The following is a 15,532-nucleotide window of genomic DNA, read 5'->3' on the forward strand; positions in this document are numbered from 1 at the left end:
GGGCAGGCGCAACAAGGACACTTCAATGGATCTTTTCGACTTTCCCTCGCTCAGCCGCGGCACGTTGCGTGCCATGCGGCAGACGATCGATGCGGGGTTTCTTGAGTTTACCCGTGCCTATGGCGACGCGCTGTCCCGGGCCTTCGAACCACTGCGCCTGCTGCTGAACGGTATCGAGAACCTGCTGCTCAACTCCCCCTGGCCGCTGGTTCTGGCCGGCATTCTCGCCATTGTCTTCCTCATCAGCCGCAGCTGGCGCATCACGGCAGGCAGTCTCGTGGCACTTGTGCTGATCGGCGTGCTCGGCATGTGGGATGACACCATGCGCACCATTGCGATGGTGGCAGTGTGTACCCTCACAGCGGTCGTGCTCGGCATTCCCATCGGCATCGCCATGGCCCGGTCCGACAGGCTTCAGGGCGCCATCAATCCTGTGCTCGACCTGATGCAGACCATGCCGGTCTTCGTCTACCTGATCCCGGTGGTGATGATCTTTGGCCTCGGCAAGGTGCCGGGCGTCATTGCCGTGGTCATCTATGCCATTCCGCCGATGATCCGCCTCACCAACCTCGGCATCCGCCTGGTCAGCGCCGATGTGCTGGAAGCGGCCGATGCCTTCGGCTCCTCCTCCTGGCAGAAGCTGAAAGACGTGCAGCTGCCGCTGGCGCTGCCCACCATCATGGCCGGCATCAACCAGTGCATCATGATGTCCCTGTCGATGGTTGTCGTCGCCTCCATGATCGGCGTGCGCGGCCTTGGCCAGCCGGTGCTTCAGGCGATCAACAACCAGTTCTTCACAATGGGCATTCTCAACGGCCTCGCCATTGTCGCCATCGCCATCATCTTCGACCGGTCCACCCAGGCCTATGGCAAGCGCATGCAGAAACATTCGGAGGCCGCCCATGGCTGATCATCTGACCAACGCCCCCACTCCCGCAGACGATCCGGACGAAGAGGCAAGCGTTGCCGGCATCGAGCTGCGCGGCCTTTACAAGGTCTTCGGCCCCAATCCGGCCGGCGTCATGGATCTCGTGCGCGAAGGCATCTCCAAGACGGAGCTGAACGACAAGCACAGCCACATCCTGGGCCTCAAGGACATCAACCTCACCATGCCCGCCGGGCGCATTCAGGTGGTGATGGGCCTGTCCGGCTCGGGCAAGTCCACCCTCATCCGCCACATCAACCGGCTGATCGAGCCGACGGCAGGCGAGGTGCTGTTCGAGGGACAGGATGTGTGCTCCATGTCCCCCCAGCAGCTGCGCGATTTCCGCCGCCACAAGACGGCGATGGTGTTCCAGAAATTCGCCCTGCTGCCGCACCGGACCGTGCTGCGCAACACCATCTACGGCCTCGAAATTCAAGGCATTCCCGAACGCGAGGCCAAGGAGCGCGCCGCCCGCTGGCTGACCCGCGTCGGGCTGGAAGGCTATGAGGATTACTATCCCAACCAGCTTTCCGGCGGCATGCAGCAGCGTGTCGGCCTTGCCCGGGCGCTGGCCAATGACGCGGGCATCCTGCTGATGGATGAGGCCTATTCGGCTCTCGACCCGCTGATCCGCATGGACATGCAGAAGGTGCTGCTGGACCTGCAGCAGGAGCTGAAGAAGACCATAGTCTTCATCACCCACGATCTGGACGAGGCCCTGCGCCTTGGCGACCGCATCGCCATCCTGCGCGATGGCGAGATCGTGCAGGATGGCACGGGCCAGGAGATCGTGCTGCGCCCAGCGGACAGCTACATCGCCGATTTCGTGCGCGAGGTGAACCGCGGCCGGGTGCTGAAGGTCAACACCATCATGCGCAAGGGCGAACTGGCCGAAACGGAGCTGACGATCCCCAGCGGCAGCCTGCTGGAAGATGCCGCAAGACTGTTCTCACAGACGAGCGAGACGGCCGCCATCGTGACGCGCGCCGATGGCCGGAAACTCGGTACCATCCAGCTGCATGACATGATCGCGGCCATGGTGTCGCCGGGCTGAGGCACGCATTCACCCCTGCGCAAGCCCCTTGCGGTGGCGGCCCGACACGGCGGCCACCGCAAGAAAAAGACCGCTGACCGTGGCGATCATCCCGGCCGCGCTGACCGAATTGGCAGCCCCCAGCCACAGCGGGCCATAGCCGGCCAGAACATAGCCGGTGATGGCAGCCAGCGCCGCGATCACAAGGCTCAGTCCCACCTGGGTTGCGAGCCGGTTCGTCATCAGCCGCGCCGTCGCGGGCGGGCAGATGAACATGGCAATGACGATGATCGAGCCCACCGCATCAAAGGCCGCCACCGCCGCCACGGCCGAAAGCGTGACCAGTCCGAGGCTGAGCAGCGTCACCGGCAGCCCGCGCGCGGCGGCATAGCCTTCGTCAAAGGTCATCAGCACCAGCGGCCGCCAGAACAGGCCCATCAGCAGGAACACCGCCACCGTGACACCCGCCATGCGCGGGAGTTCCGGCGGCAGCCCGGCCAAAGCCTGCGGATCGGTGAGCGAGCCCCAGCCGTCCGCATCCAGCCAGATCAGGCTTTCCAGATTGCCATAGAGCGCGTGCTCCACATCCAAATGCACCGTGCTGGTGTTGCTCTGCTCCAGCAGCAGCACACCGGCGGCAAAAAGCGTGGTGAAGACCACGCCCATCGCCGCCCCCGGTTCCATCCTGGCATAGCGGCGCAGCAGCTCGATCAGCACCACGGCCACAAGCGCCGCGCTGCCCGCCCCCAGCATCATCGGCCAGGTGGAGATATGGCCGGTGATCAGAAAGGCAACGACAATGCCCGGCAGCACCACATGCGAAATGGCATCGCCGATCATCGCTTCGCGCCGCAGGATGAGGAAATTGCCCGGTAGGGCACAGGCCAGCGCGGCCAGCGTGCCGATGAGCAGCGGCGTCAGGCTGAATTGCACGAACTCCGCACCGAACATCTCAGACCCCATGGCGCAGCTCCCCGGATGAGGCGGCGGCGTGCCTGTCCAGCTGTGCGAGTTCGCCTGCGGGCAAAAGACTGCTGATCAGACGCACGCCGTCATAGCGCGACATGACATGCTCACTGGCACCACCTGCCTGGAGTGCGGCCCAGCGCGCTTCGTCCTGAGCCAGCATCTGCGCCAGCGCCCGGCCCTCGTCATTGAGGTTGCGGTCAGCCGCCAGAAGACCTGCGCGGGACAGCGCCTGCAGAAGACGCGGATCATGGATGACGCCCTGCTGTGCCAGCGTCAGAACCCCTTGCCGCAGCAGCAGGCGGCGGCGCTGCCGCGCCCGCGCCAGAACGGCCGCCACCAGTCCCCGGCGCGGCGCGGCAAGCAGGGAAGCCGTGAAGAAGACCGCGGCCGTCAGCACGATCACCGGCCCGGCAGGCACATTGGGCGCCGCCGCCGACAGCGCCGAGCCAACATATCCGGCCAGCGCGCCGAACAGGGCCGCAAGGGCAAGAATGACGGTTGCCCGTTCGCTCCAGAACCGGGCGGTCGCGGCGGGAATGATCAGCAGTGCGACGATGAGCACCAGCCCGACCAGCTTCAGGCCGGTGACGGTGACGGCCAGCATCAGCCCCAGCATCACGCCGTCGGCAAGGCCGGTGCGGATGCCGATGGTTTCCGCATGCCCCGGATCAAAGCAGACATGCAGCATGGGCCTCCGGAAAATCAGCATCACCAGCACGCAGATAGCACCGCCGCAGGCAATCAGCACCGCATCGCTGAACAGCATGCCCGCCGTGGAGCCAAGCAGAAAGCCTTCCAGCCCCGCCTGCCGTCCGGTGCCCATCACCTGAATGACCGTCAGCAGCACGATGCCGAAGCCGAAGAACACCGACAGCACAGCGCCGATCGCCGTGTCCTCGGCCAGCCGGGTGTAGCGGGTGAGCAGGGTCACGGCCAGCAGCCCCAGCCCGGCAGACAGGGCCGAGCCCAGCAGCAGCCCCGGCAGGGAACGGCCATCGCCGCCCAGCGACACCATCACCATGAAAGCCAGCGCAATGCCCGGCAGCGTCGCATGGGCGCTGGCATCGCTGATCAGCGAGCGCTTGCGCAGGAACAGGAACGTCCCCGTACTCCCCGCTGCCGCCCCCAGCAGGCTCGCACCAACCGCCACCAAAGCGGCGTTATAGCCCGCCTGCATCATCAGCGCAGAGAGGAAGGCAGACAGGACCTCAGTCATGGCCGGGCTCCAATGGCTCGGCTATACCGTCCCCCCGGACACATAGCCGTTCCGCCGGCCAGAAGACATTGCGAAGACTGACAGAGTCACAACAGCGGGGCCTCTCCGCCCCCCTCCCCCTCGTGGGGAGGGGTGAGGGGTGGGGGGCTCTGAGCCTGCAATCATCTGAAGGACGGATATTTTTCTGAAGCGAAATCGGGAGGAACGCCCGGCCCAAACCAATGGACACCATGCCAGACGGGGAGGTTTCCCCCCCCACCCCTAACCCCTCCCCACGAGGGGGAGGGGGGCTGAAAGGCCGTGCCAGGATGACCAGATCACAGACCTTTCCCAAGCCTTCACCGGCTTCAAACAAGATCTGCAAATCCGGCAACCACCAAGGGGAGCGGAGCTGAGAGGCTGCGCCATATGCTGAAAGACTGGAGCAGGTGGCCACCCTCACCTCCCCGTTTCCAGCGCAAGGTCCAGCTCCGGCGCAGTGGAGGGACCGGTGGGGGCAAGGGCCGAGGTGTCGAGGCGCCCGCCGTAGGCGCGCTGGAGGATGGCGGGGGTGAAGGCTTCGTCCACCGGCCCTTGCGCGATGAGGCGCATGTTGATGACGAGCACGTGAGAGAAATAGGCCGGGACGGTGGAGAGGTCGTGATGCACGCAGACCACCGTCCGGCCCTCGTCCCGAAGCGCCTTCAGCACCCCGATGATCGCCCGCTCCGTCGCGGCATCAACGCCGGCAAAGGGTTCGTCCAGCAGATAGAGATCCGCCTTCTGCGCCAGCGCCCGGGCCAGAAACACGCGCTGCTGCTGGCCGCCGGACAACTGGCCGATCTGCCGGTCCGCAAAGCCAGCCATGCCCACCCGGTCCAGGCAGTGCATGACGAACTCCCGGTGATGCTGGCGGATGCGGCCGAGAAGGCCAAGCTCGCGCGAGAGGCCCATCATCACCACATCTTCGGCCCGGGCCGGAAAGTCCCAGTCGACGGACGCCCGCTGCGGAACATAAGCGACACGCTGGCGGACCCTCGCAAAGGGCTGACCGAACATGTCCACCGTGCCGGACAAGCGTGGCACGATGCCGAGTGCAGCCTTGAGCAAGGTCGACTTGCCCGCCCCGTTGGGGCCGATGATGGCCGTCATGGACGCAGCCCCGACATCCGCCGAGATGCCCAGAAGGGCAGGCTTGCCGCCATAGGAGACGGAAAGGTCCCGGATCGCCACAGCCGGTTGCTCCCGCTGTTGCAGGACGCTGCTTGCCGTCTGTTTGAAATGCACCGGGATCATCCTGATATTGCCCTTCTACTCAGCCCGCAGCCTGCAATTGCCCAAGACGGCCCCGGTCCGGCACCGTGCCACCGAGGGCGGCGGCGATGGTGGTCACGTTGTGGTCGATCATGCCCAGATACGTGCCTTCGTAGGTGCCGGATTGACCCATGGCATCGGAGAAGAGTTCACCGCCGATGGCCACCTTGTGCCCCTTCGCTGCAGCGCCCTCGATGAGCGCCTTCATGTTGCGGTCGGGCACGGAGCTTTCCACAAAGACGGCACCGATCTTGCGCTCGACCAGCGTGTCGACCAGTTCGGCAATGCGGGCAAGGCCTGCTTCGCTTTCCGTGGAGATGCCCTGAATGCCCAGCACCTCGAAACCATAGGCCCGGCCGAAATAGCTGAAGGCGTCATGCGCCGTCACCAGCACACGGGCATTTTCCGGCACACTGCCCAGCACCTGCCTGGAATAGGCATCCAGCGCATCCAGTTCATCCGTGAAGGCCGCAAGCCGCTCCTCGATGCTCTCCGCCTGATCCGGCTGCGCCGTCTTCAGCGCCGAGGCGATGGTGGTAGACACGGTCTTCCAGAGTTCCGGGTCCATCCAGACATGCGGGTCATAGCGGCCGGGATAGTCTTCATGCGACAGCAGCAGCGACGGGTCGATGGTATCGGCAACCGCCACCACCTTGCCCTTGCGGGAAAGATCCTCGAAGAAAGCCTCCATCTGCGCTTCCAGATAGAGCCCGTGGCGCAGCACCAGATCCGCCCGGGCCATGGCGACAATGTCGCTACGCGTCTGGCGGTAGCCGTGCGGATCCACCCCCGGCCCCATCAGCGCGGAGACGGAAACAAGATTGCCGCCGATCACGGATGCGGTGTCGGCAATCATACCCGTTGTGGCACTGACAATCAGCTGCGAGGCCGCCCGTGCGGTGCCGGAGAAGCCCGTTAATCCGGAAGCACCGGCCATCACGCCGCCCGCTGCCAGCGCCGCCTGCCGTATAAATCCACGTCTTGTCAGAAGCATCGGGTTTCCTTTCCTCTCCAGCCTACGCACCGCACCGCAAAAGGCAAATGCTTTTAAGAACGATTTGCATTTAACATAGACACTTGCGAATGAGTTGCAAGTGCAAAAACAACGCAGGCTTTTCCGGTTGCCAAAGCAGGCAGCCTGGCGCAGGACTGGTGCGGGACGCGAACCCCTTGGATGGAGCAGAGAATGCGCCGGGAAACTGACAGCATGGGCGAGATCAGCGTCGAGAGCGACCGCTACTGGGGCGCGCAGACGCAGAGATCGCTGACCTATTTCAACATCAGCTCCGAGCTGATGCCCATCGAGATCATCCACGCCTATGGCATCCTCAAGCAGGCTGCCGCCGAGACAAACCGGGATCTGGGCCACCTCAGCCCGGACCTTGCCGCCCTCATCATTGCCGCAGCGCGGGAAGTGAGCGAAGGCAAGCTGGACGAGCATTTCCCCTTGCATGTCTGGATGACCGGCAGCGGCACCCAGACCAACATGAATGTCAACGAGGTCATCTCCAACCGCGCCATCGAGGTGGCGGGCGGGGCGCTCGGCTCCAAGAAGCCGGTGCACCCCAATGACCACGTCAACATGTCCCAGTCCTCCAACGACACCTTCCCCGCCGCCATGCATATGGCTGCGGCCATCGCGGTGAAGACCCGTGTTCTGCCCGCCGTGAAGGCGCTGCGCGATGCGCTGGACAAGAAGGCCAAGGCCTGGGACCACATCATCAAGATCGGCCGCACCCACCTGCAGGACGCGGTGCCGCTGACCCTTGGTCAGGAGTTCTCCGGCTATGTGGAGATGCTGGACGAGAACCTTGACCGCATCGCCGGTGCCCTGCCCGATGTCTACAAGCTGGCGCTTGGCGGCACGGCTGTGGGCACCGGTCTCAACGCACCCAAGGGCTTTGCCGAAGGGGCAGCAGCCCGCATCGCGGCACTGACCGGCCTGCCCTTCATCACCGCACCCAACAAGTTTGCCGCGCAAGGCGCCCATGACGGGCTGGTGATGCTGCATGGCGCGCTGAAGACCACGGCCGGCTCGCTCTTCAAGATCGCCAACGACATCCGCCTGCTCGCCTGCGGCCCGCGCTGCGGGTTGTTCGAATTGATCCTGCCGGCCAACGAGCCGGGCTCTTCCATCATGCCCGGCAAGGTCAACCCCACCCAGTGCGAAGCCATGGCCATGCTCTGCATTCAGGTGATGGCCAATGACGTGGCCGTGGGCATGGGCGGAGCCAGCGGCTATCTGGAAATGAATGTCTACAAGCCGCTGATGATCAACGCCGTGCTCCAGTCCGCCCGCGTGCTGGCCGATGGCTGCACCAGCTTCCGCAAGTTCATGGTGGACGGCATGGAGGCGAACGAGGCCCGCATCGCCGGCTATGTTGAAAACTCGCTGATGCTGGTGACTGCCCTCAGCCCGCACATCGGCTATGACAAGGCGTCCAAAGCCGCCCATCACGCCTATGAGCACGACATGACCCTGAAAGCCGCCTGCCTCGACCTCGGCTACATCTCCGCCGAAGACTTCGACCGGCTGGTGGACCCGAAGCTGATGCTCAGCGAGGGGTGATCCCGGAGGGTGCCCGTCTGGCGGGCACCCTCACAACATGTCTGTTCAGGACCCCGTCAGAATTTCAGGCCAAGTTTCAGGCTTGCCGAATGGCCAAGCGTGTTGCGCCCTGCCGTTGCCTCATAATGCATCCGGGCCTCCATGTTGCTGCCCCACAGAAGAGAGCCGCCAAGCCCGAGTGTCGCAACGGCCGGATCCCGCTTGAGCTCAAGACGCAGCCGCTCACCCGGCGCAGGAGAGCCCGGCAGCGAGACAGTATGCTGCAGGCCATTGAGCGCAATCCGGGCTCCCGCTTCCACATAGCCGCGCACAATCCCACCCGCAAAAGGATGGTCGGTGGACAGGCGCAAGACCGGGCGGACATCGGCAAGGAAATGGGTCGCGCGGTGGACCTTCAGATTGAGCGAGCCCGCGCCCGACTCCGTGAAGCCTCCGTCCTGCAGGACTGCCAGATCCAGTTCAACGCTGGGGATCACATCGATCTGCCCGGCCTTGGCCAGCACACCAGCCCGCAACCGCGAGGCAAGCGCCAGCGTGGAAGGACGCGACCTGGCAACATAGGCTGTCCCCGCAGACGAAATGAGCCGTTCCGCCTTGCCGCTGCCATAGCTGCCGTTGAGCGACACAGAGCCATAGACCGGTCCCTGTGACACCTTGGCAATGGCACCAAGATACAGCCGGTAGCCCGAGGCAGACCTGCCGCTGGCGCGGAACCGGGAGCCCTCATAGGCAGTGCTGAGACCAATGACCAGATCATCGCTCACGCGCTGCTGACGGCCGAGGCTGACCATGACCGTGTCAACATCACTTGACCAGTCATAGCGCGTGGTGCTGCCGGTCACCTTGGCCCAGTTGCACGCCTCCTCGGCAATGGCCGCATAGGGCCCCACCGTGCCGCCGCAGCTCTGCATGTTCGACAAGTGCGTCCCGGAAGAGGCAAGCGTTGTCTCACTGGCTTTGCTGAAGTCAGCCGCGTCAAAAACGGCCAGACTGGACTCCAGAGCCTTCGGATCAACCGCATTGGCTGCAGACAGCAGCAGGGCCTCCAGCTCGGGATAGGCGCCGGGCACATTGCTGCCGAGCGCTGTGACCATGTCATTGGCGAAGGTGGCGGCCTTGCCGGAATTGCCGCTAAGCCCGGCCCGTCCGAAGTCGACGGAGGCCCCGGTGACAAGCGCCCGGTCATGGTAGAAATCATAGACGAAACGGGTTGCCACGGTGCCGGAGGCGAACCCGAACGGCAAAGGCTCCCCCGGGCTCTGAACGATGGGCGACGTGTCGGTCGCCCCCGCAAAGCTCAGGACGGTGCTCGGTTGCGCAAATGCAGACGCAAATGTGGTCAGCTGCGGAATGATCTGATCCCGGCCCGTCTCGAGTGACAGCAGGTCGATGCGGTCACTGGCAAGCCCCGCAGGATCAAGTGCCAGGAAATGCTTTCCCCCATCGACAATCGTATAACTGCCGCCATTGAGGATCGAGCCAAAGATCAGTCCAGCATTGCTGATCAGCAGGTCCCGGGTGGCTGGACCTGAGATATCCCCTTCCAGAATACCGCCGCTCCGCACGTTCAGCGCACCGCCGGCTTCGGACCAAAGGGCAGTTCCGCCGGGTGCCCGCAGAGCGCCTTCCACATCCAGGAACAGGGTACTCACCTGCGCCCCCACCCGGATACCGCCCGCACTGCCCTTTGCAGCACTTACGGTGCCGGTGCGGCCGATACTCAGGTGTGCAACCTGCCCCAGAGCCGTGCTGCCGCTGGTCAAGCCGTCGGAAATGTTCACCGCCCAGGCATCGGGACCTTGCACGGCAAGCATGCCGTCGAGGCGGGCGGTAAGCGCAGTGCTGCCGTTATAGTCCGCATTGCTCACCACGTAGATGCCATGCGCCCCGCGTCCCCAAGTGCTGACGGTGCTGGTGCGGTGAAGCCAGATATTGATCCCGGTCCCAGAACCGGAGCTGGCGGCCGATTGCGGTATCCGAAGGCCATCCGTGCCCAGCAGCGCGACGGTTTGCGGAAGGTCCATCGCCAGAATGCCATAAGCGGAGGCACCCAAAGTGTAGATGCCGCCACGCAGATTCACGTCGATGCCGCCGAACTCCAAAGGCAGCGAGGATGGCAGAGCGGGATCTGCCGTAATATCGAGAGGCAAAACAGCGGTGTCCATCAGCACAAGGCCGCCTCCACCGCTTGCCACGTGGGCGATGATGCCCGCCGAGCCGTCGCCCCGGGTTTCAACAAGAAGCGGAGCGGGTGCCTGGGTGTCATCAATAGAAACATGCCCTGCGAACCCGAACGCCCCGCTGGAGGTCACCGTGATCGGAAAGGCGCCACCGGCAATTGTGCCGCGAACAACGCCCAAGGCACCGCCGCTGCCGCCGATCGACTGGGCCAGGATGGCCGGGGCGGCGGCACCATAGGTGCCGATGCCGCCGCCGAAGTTCACCGACACATCGCCGCCCCAGCCCCCGTTGCCGCCACCGCCGCCAATGGTGAGCGCAAGCCCGTAGTTGGTGTCCGGCAGAAACGGAAGGGAGCCTTCATGCGCCAGAGAACCTGCCCCGCCGCCGCCGCCGACAGACTGGGCAAAGATGCCGGCAGCGCCAGCCCCCTGCGTGACAATGGCGCCCTGCCCTTCAACGGCCACGCTGCCGCCGCTCCCGCCGCCTGACCCCGCACGCCCGATGGCCAGCTTCATAAGGCCTCCGGCGGTCGTATCGCCCCCGTAGCCGCCACCGCCACCCACGGACTGGGCAAAGATGCCATGGGCGCCCGCTCCAGCGGTTTGCACACGCCCGGGATTGCTCACCAGCACGCTGCCACCCGCGCCGGAGCTGCCGCTCGCGCCGCCAATCGCCATCTCAAAGCCCTGACCGCTCAGAACGGGGATGCTCGTGATGGCGGAAGCAGCCGCTCCGCCATCGCCGCCGCCGCCGCCAATGGACTGGGCGAAGAGGCCATGTGCGTTGGCACCCTGGGTCGAAATGAGGCTCCAGCCAGTTTCAGGACCTGCTGCGCTGCCGGCAAGGCTGACAGATCCGCCGTCCCCGGCAGAAGAGCCGGAACCACCGACAGACACCCCAAGGGCATAGGTATCAAAGCCGATGAATCCGTTGGAAATGGCGTGACCGCCGGAGCCGCCGCCACCGCCAACCGACTGGCCATGGACACCATAGGCCATGACGCCAGATGTTGCGACGGTTGCGCCTGGCCCCGCAGTGAAGGTGACGCTGCCGCCATTACCGCCTGCACCGCCCCAGCCACCGACGGAAACGGCGATGTCGGCACCGTTCTTCTTGTCTGTCTCGCGCGAGGGCAGCCCCCTCACCTTGTTGACCAGTCTGAGCAGAAGCGGCTGCGGTGGATAGAAGCGGTTCCAGCTTGGCACCGATGTCGACACGGCAAAGCTGTGCGCCACGCCGCCCGTGCCGCCGCCGCCGCCAACCGACTGGAGTTTCACGCCCGTGGCCATGACACCCGAGGTGGCAATGGAGCTGCCCGCCGCCGCATTGACCACAACGCTGCCGCCATGGTTCCCCACGCCACCATGCCCGCCAACAGTCACCGCCGTGCTGACAGCCCTGCCGCCCTTGTCCTTGTTTTCTCCGCTCCGGCTGTCGAGCGTCGCGGCAATCGACAAGGCCAGCACCGAGCCGCCATCCCCGCCGCCGCCGCCAACGGATTGGCCAAACAGACCATAGGCCTGATCCCCGAATGTGAGAATGCCGCCAGCATGGTTGACTGCCACGCTGCCGCCAGTGCCGCCGCGCCCCCCGTGACCGCCGACGGCGATGGGCACAGCCGCAGCAGTGCCGTTTCCGTAGATGGCAGAGATCGCATAGGTGTGAACGTCGCCACCATGACCGCCGCCGCCGCCCACAGACTGGGCTAAGAGTCCGTGCGACTGATGCCCCAGTGTCTGGATGGTGCTTGCGGCGAAGGTCGTGGCATTGGCCGCACCGCCCTGCCCGCCGCTGCCGCCGGTCATGCCGAGGGCAACATTCAAACTGAGCGCGTTCTTGCCAATGTCCGTATCAACCGCGACAACGCTGCCTCCACTGCCGCCGCCGCCGCCCACGGACTGGGCGAACACTGCGGGCGACCTGGAAGATGCTGTGGCGGCAGATCCTTCATTGTAGACCGAAGCCGTTCCGCCATTGCCACCACTGCCGCCCGTGCCACCCACTACGGCCGAAAGGCTGACGGCTGCTTCTCCCACCGCAGCGCCGACGCCGATCGCATGGCCGCCGGTGCCGCCGCCACCGCCGACCGACTGAGCATAGACTGCAGGAGCCAGCCGTCCATAAGTGACGACGGAGCCACCGCTCAGGACAAATACGGCGGCATCCGAACCGTCGCCCCCCGAGCCGCCACTACCGCCCAGCGCGACCGAAACATCAACGGCGCTACTGCCGCTGGCAGCTACCGTGACCGAGATCACCGCCCCGCCGTTGCCTCCACCGCCACCAACGGATTGTGCCAGCATGCCTGCTGCATGATCGCCCGGCAATTGCACATTGCGCGGCGCAACCGCGTCCAGGGGATCGATATATCCGGTGGCAACCCGTCCGGAGCTGGTGAGCGTTACCATGCCGCCATCGCCGCCCGAACCGCCCAGACCGCCCATCGTCAGCGACACCGCAGCCTGATATCCCAGAACCACGCTTTGAGCAGAGCCGCCCTCACCGCCACCGCCGCCAATCGACCGCCCAACCATGCCAGTTGCGTAGCGCCCAGCTGTGAGAATGGTTCCGGAGTTGTCGATCGTCACCATGCCGGCGTCGCCGCCGCCGCCGCCATTTCCACCGATTGCAACGCCGTAAAAGGAGCTGTAGTCGAAGGCCTGCCCGCCATCGCCGCCACCGCCGCCAATGCTCAGGCCCGACAGGCCACGCGCATGATCCCCGGCCGTTGTAATACGGCCCAGGTTCATCATCGCGACACGCTCGCCGTTGCCACCTGCGCCGCCATTGCCGCCAAGGACGAGGATTGTGCCGGTGGTGACCCCGCCTTCTCCGCCATTGCCGCCGACACTGCGGGCGAGAGCGCCATGCGACATGACGCCAAGCGTTGAAAGCTTGCCGGAATTGCCAACACTGACCGATGACCCGGAGTTTCCGGCCTGTCCGCCCGAGCCGCCACGGCCGAAGAAGAAGCCGCCGCTCCCACCCGCTCCGCCATAGCCCCCTTCACTGAGAGCAGACACCGCAGCTGCATAGTTGCCGGCGGTTGAGATGCTCGAGCCGGCACTGGTGATGACAGAGACAGAACCGCCATTGCCGCCGAGGCCACCGGTGCCGCCATCTGACGCGCCATGGCCCTCGCCACCGTCACCGCCCTGGCCACCCTTGCTGACCGCAAGGATGCCGATGGTTCCCATGGTCCCGGTTTCGATGCTGCCGGAGGGCTCCAGCATGAAGATCACCGATCCGCCATCACCTCCTTGGCCGCCGGACGCCCCGTCATGAATGATGTTGCCATCGCCGCCATGACCGCCCCTGCCGCCCACGCTCAGGATCGAGAAGGCTGCTGGCCCGCCATTGTACTGGACGTAGTCGAAAGCACTGGAGATCCGCAGCGAAAGCCCGCCGCCGCCAGCCCCGCCACCTGAAGCTCCGCCCCAGCCGGCACCGCCCCCGTGCTGTCCGTCAAAGCCGGTTGAAGTGACGCCAAGCCCGGGGTTGCCCGATGTGTCTCCATAACAATCAGCAACCGTGGCAAAGACACCGAGGGCCGCCATGGACGGCGCATCACATCCGGCAACCGTAACCACCGGGAAAAAGGCCCCCTGCGCGCTTGCGGATGTAGCAGCCAGAGGCAACAGCAACACGGGAAGAACCGCAGCGGGAATGGCAAGATCCAGTCTCAGGGGCTTCCGCCATTTGCAGGAACCGGCCTCAACGTGCCCCGCTGGATGGATTTTGGAACAGCCAGCACCGCGCAACGCGCTCCCTTGCCGGGAAACAGTGCCTTCCGGCGCCAGAATCTCATCCATAGCAGCCCCCTCTGATCCCCTTACGTCATCTGGCAATGGTTAATGAGTTCTTACCGGCCATGCATTTTAAAAAAAATTCCGCGGGGGGCAGGCTGAGATTCAGGTCCAAAAAGGCTTGCCAGACAGGCGTGGCCTGGCTTAAATAGCAATGTTATAAGATAACATTACAGGAGTTTGAGATGCTCAGGCAGACGACGCCCCTTGCGCTGGCGATGATTGCGCTGGCCGCAAGCGGAACAATGGTGCGGGCGGACGAAGCCCAGAGCCACTGGCGTGTTTTCGTTGGCGATCATTCCACCGGCAAGATCACGGCGATCGATCTGGACAAGCCGGACCAGCGCTGGTCCTTCGAGGTGAAGAGCCACGCAAGGCTTTATCCCTTCGGTGATGGCGCAGGCATTGCCGTGGTGCAGGCTGAAGCGGACCGTGCCGATTTCCTGAAGAGCGGCATCACCCTGGAAAGCCACGGCGACCATGCCGACCTTGAGGTCAGCGACCCGGCCCTGCTCAGCGCCTCCATGGAGGGCGGCAATCCGGTGCATGTGGTGGAGCATTCCGGCGTGCTGGCCATCAACTTCGACAAGGATGCCAAGGCCACACTTGCCGATGTGAAGGGCCTTCTTGGCGGCGATCCGCAGATGCGTGACTTCCCGCAGGAGATTGCGCACCATGGCTTCGTCGCCGTCTTCGGCGACTACGTGCTCTCAACTGTTTCGGCCAAGGAAAAGCCGGAAGGCGCCTCCAGCTTGCCGCGACTTGGGCTGCAGGCCTTCTCCGCCGATGGCAAACCGGTGTCGGACCTGGCCTCCTGCCCCGGCATTCATGGCGAGGCCTTCTCCGGCGCCTATCTGGCGGCAGGCTGCGAAGACGGCGTCCTGACGGTGAAGACGGACAAGGCAAAGCCCGAGTTCTCGCTCCTGCCTTATCCTGCCGATTTCCCGAAGGGCAAGACCGGCACGCTGCTGGGCGTGAAGGGCATGCAGGCCTTCCTCGGCAACTATGGCGCTGACGGCCTTGTTGTGGTGGACCCGGCCGATGCGCCGCATTTCACCCGTATCACCCTGCCCTTCCGCCGGGTGGACTTCGTGCTGGATCCGGCCAAGCCGCAGGCAGCCTATGTGCTGACCGAAGACGGCACGCTGCACCGCCTGAACATCCTGTCAGGCGAGATCGAAGCCTCCGGCAAGGTGAGCGAGCCCTACAGCATGGACGGCCACTGGCGCGATCCGCGCCCGCGCCTTGCCGTGGCCGGTGATACAGTGGTGATGACCGATCCGAACAAGGGCCTCCTGCGCCTCATCAGCACCGCTGACCTGAAGCAGACCGGCGAAATCCCGGTGGAAGGCCAGCCCTACACCATCGCCATCACCGGCGGCAGCGGCATCAGCCACTGACCCTATCCCTCCGCCCCGTTTTGCGTGAGAGCTCGGGCGGAGGGCACTCTCCTTTTGCCGCAGCGCGCCCTCTCCCCTCTTGAGGGGGAGAGGAGTTGGTGCCTGACCGAAAGCCTTGAAGCCCCCTCAAGCCGGCCCCC

The 15,532-nt window shown here is 64.9% G+C and carries 9 protein-coding genes; 4 read left to right on the plus strand and 5 right to left on the minus strand.

Going from position 1 to position 15,532, the window contains the following annotated elements; genetic code table 11:
- Positions 1-25: 25 nt before the first annotated feature.
- Positions 26-910, plus strand: a complete 885-nt coding sequence (locus IF10I1_RS00295; protein ID WP_050472515.1) for a proline/glycine betaine ABC transporter permease — start codon at positions 26-28, stop codon at positions 908-910.
- A complete protein-coding gene (locus tag IF10I1_RS00300) occupies positions 903-1,979 on the plus strand; it encodes a glycine betaine/L-proline ABC transporter ATP-binding protein (RefSeq protein WP_094463765.1) in 1,077 nt (358 codons plus the stop codon). Before IF10I1_RS00295 ends, IF10I1_RS00300 begins: the two co-directional genes overlap by 8 nt.
- Positions 1,980-1,988: 9 nt before the next feature.
- Here IF10I1_RS00300 and IF10I1_RS00305 read toward each other — a convergent pair whose 3' ends face one another.
- From IF10I1_RS00305 to IF10I1_RS00320, 4 genes are all read right to left on the minus strand, one after another.
- Positions 1,989-2,921, minus strand: a complete 933-nt coding sequence (locus IF10I1_RS00305; protein WP_244284621.1) for a metal ABC transporter permease — start codon at positions 2,919-2,921, stop codon at positions 1,989-1,991.
- Positions 2,911-4,143, minus strand: coding sequence for a metal ABC transporter permease (locus tag IF10I1_RS00310; protein WP_186391794.1), 1,233 nt, complete (start codon positions 4,141-4,143; stop codon positions 2,911-2,913). The genes IF10I1_RS00305 and IF10I1_RS00310 overlap by 11 nt, the downstream gene beginning before the upstream one ends.
- A gap of 438 nt (positions 4,144-4,581) precedes the next feature.
- Positions 4,582-5,355: a metal ABC transporter ATP-binding protein gene (locus tag IF10I1_RS00315; RefSeq protein WP_282097791.1), complete on the minus strand. Its 774-nt coding sequence runs from the start codon at positions 5,353-5,355 to the stop codon at positions 4,582-4,584.
- An 82-nt stretch (positions 5,356-5,437) separates the two neighbouring features.
- Complete coding sequence (locus tag IF10I1_RS00320; RefSeq protein WP_208977533.1) at positions 5,438-6,430, minus strand: metal ABC transporter solute-binding protein, Zn/Mn family; 993 nt, start codon at positions 6,428-6,430, stop codon at positions 5,438-5,440.
- Positions 6,431-6,622: 192 nt separating this feature from the next.
- Between IF10I1_RS00320 and fumC the strand changes: the two genes are divergently transcribed.
- Entirely contained in the window at positions 6,623-8,005 is a 1,383-nt protein-coding gene (fumC, locus tag IF10I1_RS00325) for a class II fumarate hydratase (RefSeq protein WP_186391793.1), read from the plus strand.
- Between the two features lie 56 nt (positions 8,006-8,061).
- Here the strand turns inward: fumC and IF10I1_RS00330 are convergent, their stop codons facing one another.
- On the minus strand, positions 8,062-13,743 hold the full coding sequence (locus tag IF10I1_RS00330) for an autotransporter outer membrane beta-barrel domain-containing protein (protein WP_186391792.1): 5,682 nt from the start codon (positions 13,741-13,743) through the stop codon (positions 8,062-8,064).
- 434 nt (positions 13,744-14,177) lie between these two features.
- On the opposite strand from IF10I1_RS00330, the gene IF10I1_RS00335 reads away from it, so the two are divergent.
- A complete protein-coding gene (locus IF10I1_RS00335) occupies positions 14,178-15,392 on the plus strand; it encodes a metallochaperone AztD (protein ID WP_208977531.1) in 1,215 nt (404 codons plus the stop codon).
- The last annotated feature ends 140 nt before the right edge of the window (positions 15,393-15,532 follow it).

This window comes from Pannonibacter sp. I15F10I1 (genome assembly GCF_900185665.1).
GTDB classification, from domain to species: Bacteria; Pseudomonadota; Alphaproteobacteria; order Rhizobiales; family Stappiaceae; genus Pannonibacter; species Pannonibacter indicus.